This window comes from Vagococcus changpingensis (genome assembly GCF_058211775.1).
This window is the reverse complement of the sequence record NZ_JBYVZB010000001.1, coordinates 760,697-779,184: the sequence shown is the minus strand read 5'-3', so window position 1 is coordinate 779,184 and position 18,488 is coordinate 760,697. Positions and strand designations below refer to the sequence as shown.

Annotated in this window: 16 protein-coding genes; 9 read left to right on the top strand and 7 right to left on the bottom strand. The window is 33.3% G+C overall.

Annotated elements, in window-relative coordinates; genetic code table 11:
- Nucleotides 1–19: 19 nt before the first annotated feature.
- From AC37UB_RS03815 to lexA, 6 genes are all read right to left on the bottom strand, one after another.
- Nucleotides 20–1,297, bottom strand: a complete 1,278-nt coding sequence (locus AC37UB_RS03815; RefSeq protein WP_071456506.1) for a hydroxymethylglutaryl-CoA reductase, degradative — start codon at nucleotides 1,295–1,297, stop codon at nucleotides 20–22.
- A gap of 20 nt (nucleotides 1,298–1,317) precedes the next feature.
- Nucleotides 1,318–2,490, bottom strand: coding sequence for a hydroxymethylglutaryl-CoA synthase (locus tag AC37UB_RS03810; RefSeq protein WP_490685348.1), 1,173 nt, complete (start codon nucleotides 2,488–2,490; stop codon nucleotides 1,318–1,320).
- A gap of 155 nt (nucleotides 2,491–2,645) precedes the next feature.
- Nucleotides 2,646–3,266: a 50S ribosomal protein L25/general stress protein Ctc gene (locus tag AC37UB_RS03805; RefSeq protein ID WP_117973097.1), complete on the bottom strand. Its 621-nt coding sequence runs from the start codon at nucleotides 3,264–3,266 to the stop codon at nucleotides 2,646–2,648.
- Nucleotides 3,267–3,625: 359 nt separating this feature from the next.
- Entirely contained in the window at nucleotides 3,626–4,660 is a 1,035-nt protein-coding gene (locus AC37UB_RS03800) for a M42 family metallopeptidase (RefSeq protein ID WP_117973096.1), read from the bottom strand.
- Between the two features lie 57 nt (nucleotides 4,661–4,717).
- Nucleotides 4,718–4,906 (bottom strand): hypothetical protein, encoded by a 189-nt coding sequence (locus tag AC37UB_RS03795; RefSeq protein ID WP_117973095.1) that lies wholly within the window; start codon nucleotides 4,904–4,906, stop codon nucleotides 4,718–4,720.
- Nucleotides 4,907–5,017: 111 nt separating this feature from the next.
- Complete coding sequence (gene lexA, locus AC37UB_RS03790) at nucleotides 5,018–5,638, bottom strand: transcriptional repressor LexA (protein ID WP_117973094.1); 621 nt, start codon at nucleotides 5,636–5,638, stop codon at nucleotides 5,018–5,020.
- Nucleotides 5,639–5,783: 145 nt separating this feature from the next.
- Here lexA and AC37UB_RS03785 point away from each other — a divergent pair, with 145 nt between their 5' ends.
- Nucleotides 5,784–6,026: a DUF896 family protein gene (locus AC37UB_RS03785; RefSeq protein ID WP_117973093.1), complete on the top strand. Its 243-nt coding sequence runs from the start codon at nucleotides 5,784–5,786 to the stop codon at nucleotides 6,024–6,026.
- Between the two features lie 97 nt (nucleotides 6,027–6,123).
- Nucleotides 6,124–8,124 (top strand): transketolase, encoded by a 2,001-nt coding sequence (gene tkt / locus AC37UB_RS03780; RefSeq protein WP_117973092.1) that lies wholly within the window; start codon nucleotides 6,124–6,126, stop codon nucleotides 8,122–8,124.
- 289 nt (nucleotides 8,125–8,413) lie between these two features.
- Here the strand turns inward: tkt and AC37UB_RS03775 are convergent, their stop codons facing one another.
- Nucleotides 8,414–9,853, bottom strand: coding sequence for an MDR family MFS transporter (locus AC37UB_RS03775; protein WP_490685347.1), 1,440 nt, complete (start codon nucleotides 9,851–9,853; stop codon nucleotides 8,414–8,416).
- Between the two features lie 228 nt (nucleotides 9,854–10,081).
- On the opposite strand from AC37UB_RS03775, the gene glsA reads away from it, so the two are divergent.
- From glsA to AC37UB_RS03740, 7 genes are all read left to right on the top strand, one after another.
- Complete coding sequence (gene glsA / locus AC37UB_RS03770) at nucleotides 10,082–11,008, top strand: glutaminase A (protein ID WP_490685346.1); 927 nt, start codon at nucleotides 10,082–10,084, stop codon at nucleotides 11,006–11,008.
- Nucleotides 11,009–11,173: 165 nt separating this feature from the next.
- The gene (locus AC37UB_RS03765) at nucleotides 11,174–12,115 is read left to right on the top strand and encodes an ABC transporter permease (RefSeq protein ID WP_490685345.1); all 942 of its coding nucleotides are present in this window, start codon (nucleotides 11,174–11,176) and stop codon (nucleotides 12,113–12,115) included.
- A gap of 15 nt (nucleotides 12,116–12,130) precedes the next feature.
- Nucleotides 12,131–13,057 (top strand): carbohydrate ABC transporter permease, encoded by a 927-nt coding sequence (locus tag AC37UB_RS03760; protein ID WP_117973088.1) that lies wholly within the window; start codon nucleotides 12,131–12,133, stop codon nucleotides 13,055–13,057.
- A gap of 20 nt (nucleotides 13,058–13,077) precedes the next feature.
- Nucleotides 13,078–14,550 carry an ABC transporter substrate-binding protein gene (locus tag AC37UB_RS03755; RefSeq protein WP_490685344.1) on the top strand — a complete coding sequence of 491 codons (1,473 nt, stop codon included), beginning with the start codon at nucleotides 13,078–13,080 and terminating at the stop codon, nucleotides 14,548–14,550.
- Between the two features lie 107 nt (nucleotides 14,551–14,657).
- Nucleotides 14,658–15,263, top strand: coding sequence for a YesL family protein (locus AC37UB_RS03750; RefSeq protein ID WP_117973087.1), 606 nt, complete (start codon nucleotides 14,658–14,660; stop codon nucleotides 15,261–15,263).
- Entirely contained in the window at nucleotides 15,253–16,980 is a 1,728-nt protein-coding gene (locus AC37UB_RS03745; RefSeq protein WP_490685343.1) for a sensor histidine kinase, read from the top strand. The genes AC37UB_RS03750 and AC37UB_RS03745 overlap by 11 nt, the downstream gene beginning before the upstream one ends.
- Complete coding sequence (locus tag AC37UB_RS03740) at nucleotides 16,973–18,442, top strand: response regulator transcription factor (protein ID WP_490685377.1); 1,470 nt, start codon at nucleotides 16,973–16,975, stop codon at nucleotides 18,440–18,442. Before AC37UB_RS03745 ends, AC37UB_RS03740 begins: the two co-directional genes overlap by 8 nt.
- Nucleotides 18,443–18,488: the final 46 nt, after the last annotated feature.

The following is an 18,488-nucleotide window of genomic DNA, read 5'->3' as shown; positions in this document are numbered from 1 at the left end:
ATGAAACTGGAGTTGCTTTTTATTTTTGTCTTAATTGGTTTAAAATATCTGTGGCTGTTTGGGTATTCATATGGGGAGACTGTCTTAGTTTTTCTGTGACTTGTTCTATTTCATCCCCAGTGGCGCCAACTTGTATAGCTAAAGAGCTTGCATGTAATTTCATATGCCCTTTTTGAATACCATCACTAACCAGTGCTTTTAGTGCGGCAAGGTTTTGAGCAAGACCTACTGAAACAATTATTCTAGCAAGTTCTTCAGACGTTGATATAGACATCATATTTAAATTTGCTTGTGCCATAGGAAGAACCGAAATAGCTCCTCCCACGCTACCAATTGACATCGGTAAAGTCAGTTTCCCAACTAAGTACTCATCTTGCACGTGCCATTCTGTCATACTTTGATACGTACCGTTCTTGCTAGCATATGCATGAGCAGCAGCCGAGACAGCTCGCGGATCGTTTCCTGTTGCAATAACAACAGAATCAATACCATTCATGATGCCTTTATTATGAGTGACAGCACGATATGTATCGAGGTTGGCATATTGAGTGGCTTTTTCAATTCTTTGAGCAATGTTTTTCCCACTAGTTGATTGATTTCCAAGTTTATCAAAAGGAATCGAGCAAGTCGAAGTGACAAGGGATTCGGTGTTATAGTTACTCAAAATAGACATCAGTGCTTCACCACCGACTAAATCAACAATAAGTGGGGTGACCCCTTCAAGAATCGTATTAATAATATTCGCTCCCATAGCTTTTTGGACATCTACTAATAAATACACAGTTAAAAATGTATCATCACCGTTTTCAGATTCAAAAATGTCGCAAGTAATCTCTTTTAACCCGCCACCACGTTTTACGATTGATGGGTGAGCGTTATCTGCGACTTCTTTAATTTTATCAACCTGTGACAAAATTAGCTTTTTAGCGTCATTTGGATTCGTTACGCCTGTTAAGATAATTTGCCCGCGTTTCAAATAAGTTTCGATAGATGTTTTAAAACCATTGGGTCTAGCTAATTTAGCAGCATTGCTACAAGCAGCTATAACAGAAGGCTCTTCAACAACCATTGGAATGATTTTTTCTTCACCATCAATCAGAAAATTCAGTGCAACACCTAAAGGAAGTGGAAATTGAGTTAATTGATTTTCAATCAGAGAATTAGCCACGTCATTATCTAAAGGTGAATTGTTTTTAAACAAGCAATAGTCTTTGTCGTCTAGATAATGCTCACTAAGTAAGATAGAGAGTCTTTCATCTCGTGTTTTCTTATAAAACTTATTAAATAAATTCGTCACTAAAATACTCTCCTTGAAATTTAGTTTTTACCGTACAGACGTTGATGATTATCAGTACCTTTAAAGAAAAAGATGCCATTGTCTGTTTTATCTTGATTAAACAAATGATTACCATCTGAATCGATGCTTAATTCTTTGGTAAACATCGTCGTATAGTCTTCGATAGATAAATCCATTCTATTGGTTAATAGTTTTTCATGTTCAGCTGCTAATAAAGAATCTTTAAAACCATCAACTAATTTTCCGGTAAATATTTCTGCTACAGCACCGCTACCGTAACTAAAGAAACCAATGCGATCAGTTGCGGTAAGAGAAGATGACGCATGTTCAATCAAGGACATAAAACTTAAATACAATGAACCAGTGTAAATATTTCCGATATCACGAGAGTAGTTTGTACTATATTGGTAGTTTTCTAGTAATAAGTCTTTGTTTTTTGGTGCCTCTTTCTCCAAAACTGGTAGTAAAGCTTTTTTCCCCATTTTGGTATAAGGTAAATGGAAACAAAAAGCAGAAAAATCTTCTAGTGATAGATTAGTCCGTTTAGAATATTCTACCCATAACTCACTGAAAAAAGAAATATACGCTTCATTTGAGAATTTGCCATCGACAATGGCTGTTTTAGAATAATTTGGTCGCCAAAAATCAAAAATACTTTTTGTCATAGAAACGGATACTTCCTCAATTTCTAAAATACTAGGTGAAGAGCTGATAATCATTGCAATAGCACCAGCTCCTTGTGTGACTTCGCCAGAACTATTTAGTCCATATCGTGAAATATCTGATCCAATTACTAATGCTTTTTTATCTGGATGCAGTTTAACAAAGTCAACAGCCATCATTAAACCGGCTGTCGCACCATAGCATGCCTGTTTTAAATCAACTGATTTTGCAAAAGGATGGATGTCTAGTAGTTGATGAATAAATGAAGCAACTGATTTTGATGCATCGACACCTGTTTCAGTTCCAACAACGATTAAATCTATGTTATTTAAATCATTTTTTGTAAGTAGAGGATAGGCGGCATTTGCAGCCATGCTGACTGTATCTTGACTTATAGGAGGAACAGACATTTTTGATTGTCCAATGCCTATAGTAAATTTATCAGGATCTACCCCACGATAATTTGCTAGTTCTTTTAATTTAATATATGTGTTTGGGGTGTAAAAATTTATTTTATCTATACCAACCATACATTTAACCTACTTTCTTTTAGAATAAGAGTCATTTATAAGTATTCTATCATAGAAAGAGATAAAGAGTGGAACTTCTTCAGTGATTTTAGTAATCTCTTAAAGTATAAAAAAACAGAACTCTTAAAAAGAGTTCTGTTTAGTATATTTTTTAATTAAGCTTCTTCAGGTTTAGCATTAACTAACTCAGGTTCTGCAACGATATCGTTAGCTTCATCTTCAACAGGAGCAGCCATTTCAACTACAGCACAAATTTGTTCTTCTGCATCTGTAATGATTGTAAACTCATCATGTTTAGGAATATCAGCAACTACTAAAGAATCTCCAATTTCTAAATCTTCAATGTTTACTTCAACACGTTCTGGTAATTTATCTGGAGTAGCTGATACAATAACACTATATAAGTTTTGTTCTAGAATACCACCAGATTTAACTCCTTTAGAAGTTCCAACAAGTGATAATTCAGCTTCTACTTCAGTTTCTTGAGACATATCTACTGCTAAGAATTCTACGTGAATCCATGATTTAGTGAATGTATCTAATTCATAAGTATGTAATAATGTACTAATTTTTTTACCGTCTAACTCTAATACATAAACAGCATTTAATCCATTTTCACGAATATCTTTTTCAAGTTGACGGGCATCAACAGAAATTGATAGATTTTGTATACCGTTACCATTTACAGCTCCAGGTACACGTCCTTCTTCTCTAAGTTTTCTGCGGATAGATCTTGGTCTAGTTGCTCTTTCTTCTACTTTTAACACTACTGACATAAATAATTTCCTCCTTTAGAATATAACATCTTAATTAGTTCGTTATTTAGTTCATGTAGACGTAATCGTTGTGATGAGCTAATCGATTAATCTAGGTGATATTGATAAGTGTGTTAAATTTATCAATAACGAACAATAAGATTATATTATACCTTTTGAGGCAATCTTAATAATTAAATACTAATTAATAAGTTAAATATGGTGACTAAGGACTTAAGCAATCCATATATTGCCTGCTCATCATGGTTTTAAACCACACTATAATATAAGCTTATGAACTAACCATACGACGAAAAGAAGAAAAGGTCAAGTGATATAGTTTTAAACAAAAAAACAAACTCCATGAGTTTGTTTTTTTGTTATGATAAAGAACTAAATAAATATTCTCTTACTAATTGTTCAGTAGCGTCAATAGAATCTTTATGGGTTCTTTCATAAGCATGACTTGACTCTATACCTGCTCCAATTAGCCCGTGTTTAACATCTGCTCCAGCTTTCATTGCAGCAGATGCATCACTACCATAATAAGGATAAATATCTAATTGGTAAGGAATTTTTTTCTCCTTGCACAGTGACACGAAATGATTTCGAAGGTCTACATGATAAGGACCACTAGCATCTTTGACACAGATAGATACGGTGTGTTCATCTGTTTGTTGATCATCTCCCATAGCTCCCATATCAACTGCAACATATTCAACAACTTGAGAATCAATATTTGAATTTCCACCATAACCGATTTCTTCGTTATTTGAAAAGAAGAAATGGGTTGTGTATGGCAAGGTTTGTTTGGTTTCTTTTAGATTGATTAAAAAATTTATTAGAATAGCTGCGCTAACTTTATCATCTAGATGACGAGATTTTATATATCCTGATGGTGTAATAATTGTTCTTGGATCAAAACTAATAAAATCTCCTACTTGAATACCAAGTTGTTCTGTTTCATCTTTTGAAAATACTTTTTCATCAATTCTAACTTCCATATTTTGTTGGTCGCGTTTAGCTGTTCCAGCATCTTTATAAACGTGAACACTAGTTTGATGCATTAAAATCGTACCTGTGTAGTCTCCGTTATTTTGAGTATGAATTGTGCAGTATTCACCTTCAATTGAATTGAAATGAAACCCACCAATTAAGTCCAATTTTAACCTACCATCTGGTTTAACGGCACGAACCATAGCACCTAACGTGTCAATATGAGCAGTAATAAATCGTTGTTTCTCTTGATTTGTTCCAGGAACAGTGATTATTAAACTTCCTTTATTATTAATACAAGGCTTATAACCAGATTTATTTAATAGGTTACTAATAAATGCAATAATTTTTTTAGTATCTCCCGTTGGAGAAGGAATATTGGTTAATTCCTTTGTTAATTCAATAGTATCTTTATACAAATGACTCATCCTTTCTTTTTAATTAAGGGTAGATGAATCATTCATAAAAAGCAATGCTTATTTTTTATAGGATAGATGGTTATGTTTTTGTTGAGAGCGACGATAACTTTTTTCATCCCAAAGCATTAACCATAATAATACAAGTGGGGTCAATATAATTAATGCAACATCTAATCCCATATTACCTAAAATAACACCAATAATTAAGACAATTAAAATTAGAGCATATCTTCTGATAGCAAACATAAAACCACTCCTTAAACTATTTGATAGAACGTATGTTCTTATCTTTGGATATATTATACAAACATCCGTTCCCTTTGTAAAGAAAAAAATAAAGCATAGTGTTATGCTTTATTAAATATGATTTCTATAAAGTCCAACCACTTTACCTAAAATAGCGACACTGTTTAAGATAATTGGTTCTAATGTATCATTTTCCGGTTGTAATCTAATATGATTTTTTTCTTTAAAAAACCTTTTACATGTTGCTTCATTTTCATCTGTCATAGCAATAACAATTTCACCATTAATAGCAGATGACTGTTTTCTTACAATGACATGATCACCATCAAATATCCCAGCATTTATCATACTATCTCCACGAATGGTTAACATGAATAAACTGTTTTGTTCATATTTTAAGTCAGGAGGTAATGGGAAAAAATCTGATGCTTCTTCAACAGCTAAGATTGGCTCACCTGCAGTTACAACACCAAGCATTGGAATAAAAGGAGAGTTAACGCCAATCATTTTTAACCCTTCATTTGTTAATTCGATTGCTCTGGGCTTAGTTGGATCACGAGTAATCAATCCTTTTTTTTCCAAACGTGATAAGTGACCATGAACAGTAGACGTTGATGAAAGGTTAACAGCTGTTCCAATTTCTCTTACAGTTGGAGGATACCCTTTTTTTTCAACTTGTTCATGAATATATTTTAAAACGTCTAATTGCCTAGAAGAACGTTTAGTTGACATGATGATACCTCATTTCCTTTTTTTTGAGTGTAACATAATTTTTTCTTAAAATCAAACGCATGTTCGTACGTTTGAACGATATATAATTGTTTTTTTATCTTTTTTAAGCTACTATTTAGGTAGTACTTTAAGGAGGTCGTGACTTATGTTAAGTGAAAAAAAATTAGCAAGAATTAATGAGCTAGCAAAGAAAGCAAAAACAACTGAGGGACTAACTGACGTTGAAAAAAAAGAACAACAATTATTGAGGGAAGAATATTTACATAGTTTTAGAAAAGGTATGAGAAATCACATTGAGGGAATGAAAGTAGTCGATGAAGAGGGGACAGATGTTACTCCTGAGAAATTAAAACAAATCCAAAAAGAAAAAGGATTACATGATCGATAAAATTGCATGTGTTATTTCTATAAAAACGCTTGTAAAATAATATTATTAGATGTAAAATACAATAAAGGTAAAAAAAACCTAAATAGGAGGGCGTTATATGTTATTTGATCAAATTGATCAACTAGGTGTGAATGCAATTCGTACCCTTAGTTTAGACATGGTTCAACAAGCAAATTCAGGACATCCAGGATTACCCATGGGGGCAGCTCCAATGGCTTATACTCTTTGGACAAAATTTTTAAAGGTCAATCCTAAAACATCAAGACAATGGGTAGACCGTGATCGTTTTGTGTTATCGGCAGGACATGGTTCTGCAATGCTTTATAGTTTACTTCATTTGTCAGGTTATAACTTACCAATGGAGGAATTAAAAAAATTCCGTCAATGGGATAGTTTGACACCAGGACATCCTGAAGTTCATCATACAGATGGGGTAGAAGCAACAACTGGTCCATTAGGTCAAGGAATTGCGATGAGTGTTGGATTTGCGATGGCAGAAGCGCACCTCGCTGCAACATATAACAAAGATCAATTTAATATCGTTGACCATTACACGTATGCTTTATGTGGTGATGGTGATTTAATGGAAGGTATTTCTCAAGAAGCAATCAGTTTAGCTGGTCATTTAAAACTTGGTAAATTAATTGTGTTATATGATTCAAATGGTATTTCATTAGACGGACCATTAGATAAGTCATTTACGGAAGACGTTAAAGGTCGTGTTGAATCATCAGGATGGCAACACATTTTAGTCAAAGATGGCAATGATTTAGAAGAAATTGCGAATGCTATTGAATCCGCACAAAAAGAAACTACAAAACCAACCATGATTGAAGTCAAAACAGTGATTGGGTTTGGTGCTGAAAACGAAGGGACAAACAAAGTTCATGGTGCACCACTTGGAGCTGAAGGTGTGGCGTTTGCTAAAAAATCTTACGGTTGGGATTACCCAGCATTTACTGTACCAGAAGAAGTCGCAACACGTTTCCACGCTGATATGGTAGAAAAAGGTGAAAAAGCAGAAGCAGAGTGGCAAAAACAATTTGCTGATTATAAAGCTGCTTATCCAGAACTAGCGAAACAATTTGAAGAAGCCTTCAAAGGTGACGTGACAGTTGATTTGGAATCTGTTTTACCAACATATGAACTTGGTGAAAGTGCGGCAAGTCGTGTGACAAGTAAAGAAGCCATTCAAGTCTTATCTAAAGAAATCCCATCATTCTGGGGAGGATCTGCCGATTTATCATCATCAAATAATACCATGGTGGCAGCTGAAAAAGATTTTGAACCAGGACAATATGAAGGCCGTAATATTTGGTTTGGGGTTCGTGAATTTGGTATGGCAGCAGCAATGAATGGGATTGCTTTGCATGGTGGAACACGTGTCTATGGTGGAACATTCTTTGTATTCGTTGATTACCTACGTCCAGCGTTACGTTTATCAGCGATTCAAAAAGCCCCTGTCACATTTGTGTTAACACATGATTCGATTGCGGTTGGTGAAGATGGTCCAACGCATGAGCCAATCGAACAGTTATCAAGCTTACGTGGGATACCAAATGTAAACTTAATTCGTCCAGCTGATGGCAATGAAGTATCAGCTGCATGGAAATTGGCCGCAACGTCAACGGAGACACCAACTGTTTTAGCTTTATCAAGACAAAACTTACCTGTTCTTGAAGGAACAAAAGAAAAAGCCTATGAAGGCGTGGGACGTGGAGCATACGTATTATCTCCATCAAAACGTGACACACCAGACGGAATCTTAATCGCGACTGGATCAGAAGTTAAATTGGCAATGGATGCTCAAAAAGCGTTGTATGAAAAAGAAGGCGTGGATGTGTCAGTCGTTTCAATGCCATCGACTACTTTATTTGACGCACAAGATACAGCTTATAAAGAAAGTGTGTTACCTTCATCAGTGAGCAAGCGTGTATCAATCGAAATGGGTGCAACATTTGGTTGGGAACGTTATGTTGGCTTGTCTGGAAAAACGATGGGCATTGATCGATTTGGTGCCAGTGCACCTGGCAATAAAGTGATTGAAGAATACGGATTTACAGTAGAAAATGTTGTAAAAACATTTAATTCTTTATAATAAAAAAACCCGGTAGTTTTTAAACTTTCGGGTTTTTTTGTTTATTATGATATAATTTATAATTAGTTAGTGGTGTGAATAGATAGTGTTGTATAATAGTAAAAAATAAAAAAAGCGCCACAAAAGTTGATTAAGGACTAAGCCTTACTTTAACTCGCTATATTGTTTTGAATGCTTCCAAAAAACATACTAAGGTTCCTTTCAATGCATACACGTTTTAGAACTATGAAACTAATCATTATTTATAAAAATCTATGTCAATGTTACTTTGTTGACATAGATTTTTATTTTATTTATTCAAAGATTTGTTCATGCCCATAAAAATGGCTTGCGCTAGACCCATTGCACAAAATAGTGTTGCGACGATAAAGGCAATATTGTAACCATGTAAAGTAGCAGATAACACATCTGATTTGTAAGTAATAGGAGAACTTAACAGAAGTGATTTATGCGGCATATCTTTTAGGGTTGCTTGAGATAGGAAACTAATTAAGATGGCTGTCCCAATAGAGCTGAATAATTGTTTTGCTGTACTATTTGCAGCGGAACCATGACTAATGAGAGTATCAGGTAGTGAATTCATACCAGCTGTGGTTATTGGCATCATAACCATACTGACACCTAGCATTCTGACGCCGTAAATAATGGTGATAAAATGCATAGGTGTTTTTTCATTTAGTGTACATAAACAAGCAGTCCCAATTGTTAGTAAACTCATTCCGATAATTGATAAATATTTTTCTCCATACTTATCAAATAATTTACCAGTAATGGGCATCATAATGCCTAAGATTAAAGCACCTGGAAATAACACTAATCCAGAATGAAATGGATTATACCCACGAACATTTTGGATATAGAGAGGGAGTACCATTTCAGCACCAACCATAGCCATATTCACAATACCACTTAAAATGGTTGTATTAATAAATAATTTTGATTTAAAGACCTCCATACGCAAAAAAGGGTTACTGATTTTAAGTTGTCTTTTGCAGAAAATCACCACAAGGGCAGTCCCTAAAATAAGTAATAAAAGAACAAGAGGATCTGTCCAGCCATGATCTCCGACAAGAGAAAACCCATAAAGTAAACTACCAAAACCAAGAGTGGATAGGATAGGTGAAGGAATATCTATTTTTGAAGGATGCAAGGGAAGCACATTCTGCATAAAAATAATAGATAGAACGATAACAAAAAGAATGATGGGGATAAGTAAGCCAAATAAGTAACGCCAGTTGAAAGTATCGATAACCCAACCAGAAAGCGTTGGACCAATAGCTGGAGCAAGACCGATAACAATCCCTGCAATACCTAGTGCTTTACCACGCTCATTTTCAGGATAGATGCTTAACATAATGGTTTGTAAAAGAGGAAGTGAGATACCAACTCCCATAGCTTGAATGATTCGACCAAATAATAAGAGGTTAAAAGAAGTTGAGACAAAGCAAATAATGGTTCCTATTAAAAAAAGAGTAATCGCCCCAATGTATAATTTTTTAGTGGGAACATTATTCATAAAATAAGCACTAACTGGAATCATTATACCATTGACTAATAAAAATCCGGTTGTCAGCCATTGAATCGTTGAGGTTGAGACAGAAAATTGGCGCATTAAATCAGGATAAGCAGTTGTTAGAAGCATTTGGTTTAAAACAGTGCCAAAACTTCCAATAATAATTGTAATGACTAATATATTACGATGTTTGAGTTTGACAATTGGTTGTTCCATAAAAATCCCTCCTTAAATCATATGATGTGATATTACGCTACTTTTTTGAAAAACTAATGAAAATGTTTATGATTTATTGTCATTTTTCGTAGAATATCTTATTTTGTCATGTTGACCAGTTGCCGTAGGATAAAAAACTAAGAAGATTTGTAAAAATAACATTATTTTTTCTTTTGTGTGAGGCAAACTGATATTATGACAAAATTGGATGAAAGTAGATGATGGATAATGAATCAAAAGGAATTAGAACAATTGGTGATAAAAAATAAATCATATTGTAGTGAAGGTCAAAACGCTCATTATATCCCAGCTCTAGCAAAAGTGAATCCCAACCAGCTAGGGATAACTTTGTATAATATAAAAACAAGGGATATGTTATCAGTAGGTGATTCTTCTGTTAAATTTGCTATTGAGAGTATCTCAAAAGTGCCAGCATTATTGTTAGCCATTGAGGACAATGGTTTGTCTAATGTATTAGACCATATAAACACTGAAGCCACTGGTTTTTCTTTTAATTCACCTCTTAATATGGAAATAAATCACGATAAACACCCACTTAATCCTTTTGTTAATATAGGGGCTATTGAAACAACATCGTTAATTCAGGGAAGTTCTCCTGATGACTGTTATAGTAGATTGCTAAGCTTTATTAAAGAAATCTGTCATGATAATACCATTTCTTTAAATGAGGAAATCTATCAGTCAGAGGCAAAAACTGGAGATATTAATCGTTCACTAGCTTATTATTTAAAAGGGAATAATATGCTCTCAAAAGAGGTTGAAGGCGTATTGGAAGTTTATTTTAAGCAGTGTTCTTTGAATGTAACCACTGAAAATATCGCCATGATGGCAAGTGTTTTAGCCAATAAAGGAATTAAACCATGGGATAATAAGCGACTTATCTCAGAGGAATCTGCCACACTGGTTAAATCTGTTATGACAACTGCTGGATTGTATGATGAGTCGGGTGAGTTTTCTGCACATGTTGGTATACCAGGTAAGAGTGGTGTTGGTGGGGGATTGATGGGTGTCTCGCCCAATCAATTTGGGATTGGAGTATTCAGTCCGCCACTAGATAAGTCAGGAAATAGTTTGGCAGGGGTGAGATTATTAAAAGACGTAGTAACTAAATTACATATAAATATCTTTGATTAAGAAACTAAAATCATATTAATGTATCCAAAGTGGTTAAAAAATTAATTTGAAAATGTTTTTATGAGACAAAACTATAATTTGTTTAGATAAAACTATAATTTGTTTCTTAAAAAAATGAGACCTCAGTATTATACTGTATCTATAAGTTATGAGGGAGGGAAACAAATGGGCAATAAATTAAAAAAAACATGGTCTGACATTGTTCGATATAAGGCCTTAATTTTGATGGCTTTACCAGGCATGATTTGGTTTATTTTTTTCTTCTATATTCCAGTAATGGCTAATGTGGTTGCCTTTAAAGATTTCAGAATATCTCCAGATGGTTTTTTTGCTAGTTTAAAACAGAGTCCTTGGGTTGGGTTTGAAAATTTCAAATTTTTATTTGCCTCAAGTGATGCGTGGTTAATTACTAGAAATACATTGATTTATAATATTGTGTTTTTAGCATTTAATTTGTTTTTTGCTATAGCGTTTGCCATTATCATGAGTGAGTTGAGAAATAAACGAGCAGTAAAAGTTTATCATACGATGTCTTTACTGCCATATTTCTTGTCTTGGGTAGTTATTTCCTATTTTGTATACGCATTCTTAAGTCCAGATAAAGGTATCATTAATCATTTGTTATTATCAAATGGAAAAACATCAATTAATTGGTATGCTGATCCAAAATGGTGGCCATTAATTTTTGTTATCTTAAATGTATGGAAGAGTCTGGGATACAACAGTATTATCTACTATGCATCAGTTATGGGGATTGATCCAACATATTATGAAGCAGCAATGGTGGACGGTGCAAGCAAGTGGCAACAAATCAAAAATGTGACCATTCCACAAATTATCCCAATGATGAGTGTGTTATTAATTTTAAACATTGGAGGTATCTTTAGAGCAGACTTTGGAATGTTCTATTCTGTTCCAATGAATTCTGGTGCATTGTATCAAGTGACATCTGTGCTGGATACTTATATTTACAATGGTATGACGGCAACAGGGGACATTGGGATGTCAGCTGCGGCAAGTTTATATCAATCAGTTGTAGGAAGTATCTTATTATTAGGGACTAATGCAATTGTTAGAAAATTAGATCCAGATGCAGCATTATTCTAATGGAGGTGAGTAATATTGAGAGAAAAAAAGAAAGTTAAGAAGGTTGAAATACGTGCTTTTAGTCCAAAAGTGGATTTGTTTTTCAGTATCTTAATCGCGTTATTTGCTATTTCTTGTTTAATCCCATTTATTTTTGTCATTATTATTTCACTGACAGGTGAATCGGCATTAACAGCAAATGGATATAGCTTTTTCCCAAAAGAGTGGTCATTTGAAGCATACAAATATATTTTTTCTGGAAACATGTCAGCTAAAATTGTACGCTCATTTGGAGTGACTATTTTCGTCACAGTTGTGGGAACAATTGTAAATGCTACCATAACTAGTTTATACGCTTATGCGATTTCTAGAAATAATTTTCCATTTAAACGATTTTTTACACTGTTTGCTTTAATTACGATGTTATTTGTACCTGGTATGGTGGCAAATTACTTAGTGATGAGTAACTTACTTCAATTAAAAGATACGATATGGGCATTGATTTTACCGTTAGCCCTTGGACCATTTAATATTTTGGTTATGCGGACTTTCTTTAGAAAAAATGTTCCAGATAGTATTATCGAATCAGCTAGAATTGATGGCGCGAGTGAATTAAAGATTTTTGTTCGTATTGTATTACCACTTGCAGTACCAGGTATTGCAACGATTAGTTTATTTGCAGCCCTTGGGTATTGGAATGACTGGTTTAATGCGTTACTTTATATACAAAATGACAACTTAATTCCATTACAGTATTTATTAATGAAGATTCAAAATAACTTAGACTATCTAGCACAAAATGCAGGAATGAGTGCTCAAGTATCAGGAGGTCTAGCAGCCTTACCAAGCGAGTCAGCTCGTATGGCGATTGTCGTGATTTCAACATTACCTATAGCAATAACCTACCCGTTTTTCCAAAAATATTTTGTTGGCGGATTAACAATTGGTGGAGTAAAAGAATAACTATTTAGGAGGAATTATTAGTGAAACATGTAAAGAAATTTTTATTTGCGTCGACTGCGATTGTGGCAACCCTTGCGTTAACAGCTTGTGGTGGAGATAAAAAAGCAGATGATAAAAAAAGTAGCGGAAAAGATGGTGATGTCACCACTTTATTGATGTATCAAATTGGCGATAAACCAGAAAATTATGATGAGTTGATGTCAATTGCTAATAAGAAAATTGAAGAAGCCATTAATGTAAAAGTTGATTTACAATATATTGGTTGGGGTGATTGGGACAAGAAAATGAGTACCATCATTGCTTCAGGCGAAAACTATGACATCTCTTTTGCTTCAAATTATGTGGCAAATGCGCAAAAAGGTGCTTATGCTGATTTAACTGAATTAGCTCCTAAATATGCTAAAGATGCTTATGAGCAACTGGATGAAGCTTATATTAAAGGAAACACAATTGATGGAAAATTATATGCTTTTCCAGTGAATGGGAATGTGTATGGTCAACAAGTTCTAACATTTAATAAAGAGTATTTAGATAAATACAATTTAAACATTGATGATATTAAATCATATGCAGATGCTGAAAAAGTATTAAAAGAATTTCATGAGAAAGAACCTAGTATAGCGCCATTTGCTATTGGACAATCATTCCAATTATCAGGAGATTATGATTACCCATTAGGAAAAGAATACCCATTTGCTGTGAAAAATGATAGTAAAGATGGTATCAAAATTATTAATCAATATGACGATCCAGACTTTGTGTCTAACTTAGAATTAATGCATAAATGGTATGAAGACAAATTAATTCCAACAGATGCATCAACAAACACAACGGGTTATCCTTTAGAAGGTAATACTTGGTTTATGCGTGAAGAAACACAAGGACCAATGGATTATGGTGATACAATTTTAAGTAATGCTGCTGGTCATCCATTAGTGTCAAAAGCAATTACTAAGCCATTAAAAACAACAGCACAAGCTCAAATGGCAAACTTTGCTGTATCAAACGTTTCTAAAAATAAAGAAAAATCAGTCGAATTTTTAGGATTATTAAACAGTGATCCAACTTTATTAAATGGATTAGTTTGGGGTGTTGAAGGCAAAGCGTGGGAAAAAGTTGGTGACAATCGTATTAAATTATTAGACGGTTATAAACCAAATATGCATATGGCCGCTTGGAATACAGGGAACAACATGATTTTATACACACAAGATACATTACCAGAAGAAAAAATTAAAGAACGTGATGAAAGCATCAAAAATGCAGAAGTGTCACCAATCTTAGGATTTAACTTTAATACAGCTCCTGTAAAAACTGAAATTACTAACATTGCAAACGTCATGAATCGTTATAAAGCAAGTCTAAATACCGGAACAGTTGATCCAAAAGAAACATTACCGAAATTAAATAAGGATTTGGAAACGGCAGGATGGGATAAAGTACAAAAAGAAATGCAATCTCAATTGGATGACTTTTTAAAGACAAGTAAATAATAGAGAAAGACTGAAACGAGCAAAAGTGTTTCAGTCTTTTCACATTATTATCATTGAATAGGTATTAAATAATGGTATGATATAAAAAAATAGAAGAGGTGAAAGTGATGATTGACAAAGGATTTAAAGGTGTATGGTTAATAGTTAAATTAAATTTATTATTTGTTCTATTTAGTTTATGTGGACTAGTTGTGTTTGGTGTAGGTCCAGCACTTCAAATGATGAATGATTTATTTGTTGAATCTGAATTTGATTACAAAGAAATAACGTTTCATAAAGCGTGGGAATCATTTAAAGGTCATTTTGTTCGGAGTAATCAATTATTTTGGTTATACAATGGCTGTTTAGCTATTTTATTTTATAATTTATACCTATCTGTCCAGCTTAAGGGATTGTTATGGCTAATCATCGACTTTTTATTATTAACCATGAGCTTACTCATTTTCGTGTCTTATCAATATGTATTAGTGTATGAATCAGAGTATGAGTTACCGATATTACAGTTAATTAAATTATCGTGTATTAGTGTCTTTTTAAGTTTTTCTTCTTTTTTAAAATTATTAATTGGGATTGCTATTATTTTAGGATTTAGTTGGGGGATGAAAGGTTTATTGCTTTTTGCTACATTTGCACTGTGGACAGCATGGAATAATATTGCAACAAAACATAACCGAGAGTTTGTTGAAAAAAGGTTAGTGGGAAATGAAAGCTAAATTACATCGTTTATTTTCAAAAAATATTTTAATGAATCAATTAATGACAATTTATAGTTTGCTATTAGTAGGGTCAATTGGGATTATTTTAATAGGTTATACGATTTTAACAGTTAATTTTACTAGGGATGATTCCAAAAAAGTATTAGATACAGTCTCTAGAGAATTAACAGCATCTATTCAAGTGAAAGATGCAACGTTGTCTGGGATTTTATGGGATATTGCGTTAACACCAAATCAATTTGATAATTTAAATCAATTTATGACGTTACCCATTAGTGAATACGTAGAATATTCATTGGATAACTGGCGTGAAACGAATAATAATGATTTTTTCCCAAATGTGTTAAATAATTTGTTTTATAGTTTTCCATCAATTCAAACAATCGACATCGTGTGGGATGGAAGAGAGGATTATTTACATGCTGATACTAGAAAAACAAATGGTGTGTTTTTACAAGGTAAACCGGTAATATCAAAGGACTTCACTTTATCACGACCAATTCCTATACCAAATACACGTGAGATGGTGGGGCATATTTATGTGACGTTTGATGACATGTTTTTATCAAAAGACTTAGCCAATGATTATGCTGTTAAGACATTTGTATTTGATACTGGGCATCAAGTGGTGTATGAACATGGAACATCACTGAATGATAAAAAAATTAATCAGATAGTAGAAAATTTTCAAAAAACAGGTGACCTAGATAGAACAACATTACAAAAAGAAGCAGTCTTTAATGATGAGGTAGTTAAGGGCTTGACTGTGTTAACTATTTTAGATAAATCAAACGTGACGAAAGATATATTACACTCGCTAATTCCTGTATGGGGAGTGGGATTATTTGTCATTGCTTTTTTATTAGTCAGTTTAAAAAGGGTCTTTAGTAACTATGCTAAAAAAGTAAACAGTATTGTATCAGTTACTAAAGAAGTCAGTCAAGGAAATTTATCGGCACAAATTGATACAACAGATATGAAAATGGAATTATGTGATTTATCAGATGCGGTGAATGATATGATTGTGAGTTTAAATCAATATATTCAAGATGTGTATGTTTTAGAGGTTAAACAGCGTGATGCTCATTTACGCGCGTTACAGTCACAAATTAATCCTCATTTTATGTATAATACATTAGAATATATTCGCATGTATGCAATTAGCAAGGATCAAATGGAGTTGGCGGATGTTGTTTTTGCTTTTTCATCGTTGTTACGAAATAATATCGATCAAGCTAAAACCATTGATTTAGAATCAGAATTAAGTTTTTGTGAAAAATACGTGTACTTGTACCAAATGCGGTTTCCAGACAGTATTGCGTATCATTTTATTATTGATGAATCACTCAAAAATTTTACGATTCCAAAATTTATGATTCAACCCTTGATTGAAAATTATTTTATTCATGGAATGGATCACTCGCGTATTGATAATGCTATTAGTGTCAAAGCAACGACACATGACTCTTATGTTGAAATTTTAGTGGAAGATAATGGAAAAGGGATCACAATAGAAAGATTAAGAGAAATCACTGAAAAACTAGAAGGTAGTGATACATTATTATCTGGATCAATTGGACTGGAGAATGTGTATCAGCGTATGCAAAACTACTTTTCAAATGGCGTTGAATTAGTAATTGAATCACAAATTGGTGTGGGAACTAAAATACAAATCATTATTTATCAACCGAAGGATGTGAGTGTGGATGTATAGCGTTTTGTTAGTTGATGATGAGTACATGATTTTAGAGGGGTTAAAGAAAATCATCCCATGGAATGACTTAGGATTTGAAGTGGTTTCTACTTGTCGTAGAACAGAGGATGCGATTTGTTATCTGGAGAATCATTCGGTTGATTTAGTGATTACCGATGTTAATATGCCTGAAAAGTCAGGGATTGATTTGATCCGTTACATGAAAGAAACAGGCATGACCCCAGAAATACTGATTTTATCTGGCTATCAAGAATTTATGTATGTAAAGCAAGGACTCGAGCTTGGCATTAAAGGCTATTTGTTAAAGCCGGTGGACAAAAATGAACTAACTGAAAAAGTAATGATGATAAAAGAAGAGCTAAATCATGTTAGACAAGAAAAACAAAAAGAACGTTTATATAACGAAATGCTATTAATTAGATGGTTAAATGATGAGTTAAATGAATCAGAATACCATAATTTTATTCAGCATTTTGGTGTAGAGAAACTTGATGATTATGCTGTTATTATCTGTGCCAATGACGTTTATACGGATACTATAAGGCAATATAGTTTGGCGATGGGACAAAAATTATGTGTAATTCAAGAAAACGAAGACACGTTTTATACGATTATTGTGTATCATGGCTCTAAAAAGGGATTATCAACTTTTTTATTACAGATGGATCAGACAATAGAAGAAGATTATCAATTAAGTGTGGGTGAATTGGTACAGGAGTGGGAAAATGTTTATGAAAGTTATGAACAGGCGTTAGCTATGATGACTTTTTCTGTGTTTTATGATAATAAACAAATTTTGAGTAACTCATCAAAAAACGTGTTGAATCTACTTGATGATGAGACATTCGAGTTTATGTCTTTTAATAAAGCATTAATGGTTGGTGACATGAATGAGACGATTACCAAATTAAAAGGGATATTCTCTCAAATGCGACAACTTGCTTTTCTACCTGATAACGTCCGTCATGTCACGTTTTTATTATTTACGGATATTTATCGCCGCTTCCCTTCATTAAGTGTGGCGATTTATAATGAAACATTAGAAAAAATAAAGCAATCTCATAATATTAAAGAGTTAGAAGATTGGCTGATTTATTTACTTGAACTAACTGAAAGTATGGATGAGAATATGCAACGTTACTCAGAACTAGTTCAAAAGAGTATGGATATTATCGATAAAGAGTACAAGAAGGATTTGACTCTGAAGCGACTATCTGAAGAACTTCATGTTAATTCAGTTTATTTGGGCCAACTTGTTAAAAAAGAAACCGGACGTAGTTTTGCTCAGGTGTTAAACCAATTACGTATTGAAAAAGCTCAGGATATGTTATTGCATACTGATTTAACAATTAATGAGATATCCTTTGAAATTGGGTATAATAATATGACGTATTTTTTAAAAATGTTTCGTAAATTAAATGGTATGACGCCAAAAGAATTTAGAGAAAAATATAAAAAATAACACATAATAAAAGTAGAATTAAGAAAATAGTACACGAAAAGTGGTG

What these genes read in the sequence shown, in the direction of transcription:
- glsA (WP_490685346.1), top strand. Translation starts at nt 10,082, where the DNA reads ATGAATCAAAAGGAATTAGAACAATTGGTGATAAAAAATAAATCATAT.
- AC37UB_RS03795 (WP_117973095.1), bottom strand. Translation starts at nt 4,906, where the DNA reads ATGTTTGCTATCAGAAGATATGCTCTAATTTTAATTGTCTTAATTATT.
- lexA (WP_117973094.1), bottom strand. Translation starts at nt 5,638, where the DNA reads ATGTCAACTAAACGTTCTTCTAGGCAATTAGACGTTTTAAAATATATT.
- AC37UB_RS03740 (WP_490685377.1), top strand. Translation starts at nt 16,973, where the DNA reads ATGTATAGCGTTTTGTTAGTTGATGATGAGTACATGATTTTAGAGGGG.
- AC37UB_RS03810 (WP_490685348.1), bottom strand. Translation starts at nt 2,490, where the DNA reads ATGGTTGGTATAGATAAAATAAATTTTTACACCCCAAACACATATATT.
- AC37UB_RS03745 (WP_490685343.1), top strand. Translation starts at nt 15,253, where the DNA reads ATGAAAGCTAAATTACATCGTTTATTTTCAAAAAATATTTTAATGAAT.
- tkt (WP_117973092.1), top strand. Translation starts at nt 6,124, where the DNA reads ATGTTATTTGATCAAATTGATCAACTAGGTGTGAATGCAATTCGTACC.
- AC37UB_RS03775 (WP_490685347.1), bottom strand. Translation starts at nt 9,853, where the DNA reads ATGGAACAACCAATTGTCAAACTCAAACATCGTAATATATTAGTCATT.
- AC37UB_RS03765 (WP_490685345.1), top strand. Translation starts at nt 11,174, where the DNA reads ATGGGCAATAAATTAAAAAAAACATGGTCTGACATTGTTCGATATAAG.
- AC37UB_RS03805 (WP_117973097.1), bottom strand. Translation starts at nt 3,266, where the DNA reads ATGTCAGTAGTGTTAAAAGTAGAAGAAAGAGCAACTAGACCAAGATCT.
- AC37UB_RS03785 (WP_117973093.1), top strand. Translation starts at nt 5,784, where the DNA reads ATGTTAAGTGAAAAAAAATTAGCAAGAATTAATGAGCTAGCAAAGAAA.
- AC37UB_RS03750 (WP_117973087.1), top strand. Translation starts at nt 14,658, where the DNA reads ATGATTGACAAAGGATTTAAAGGTGTATGGTTAATAGTTAAATTAAAT.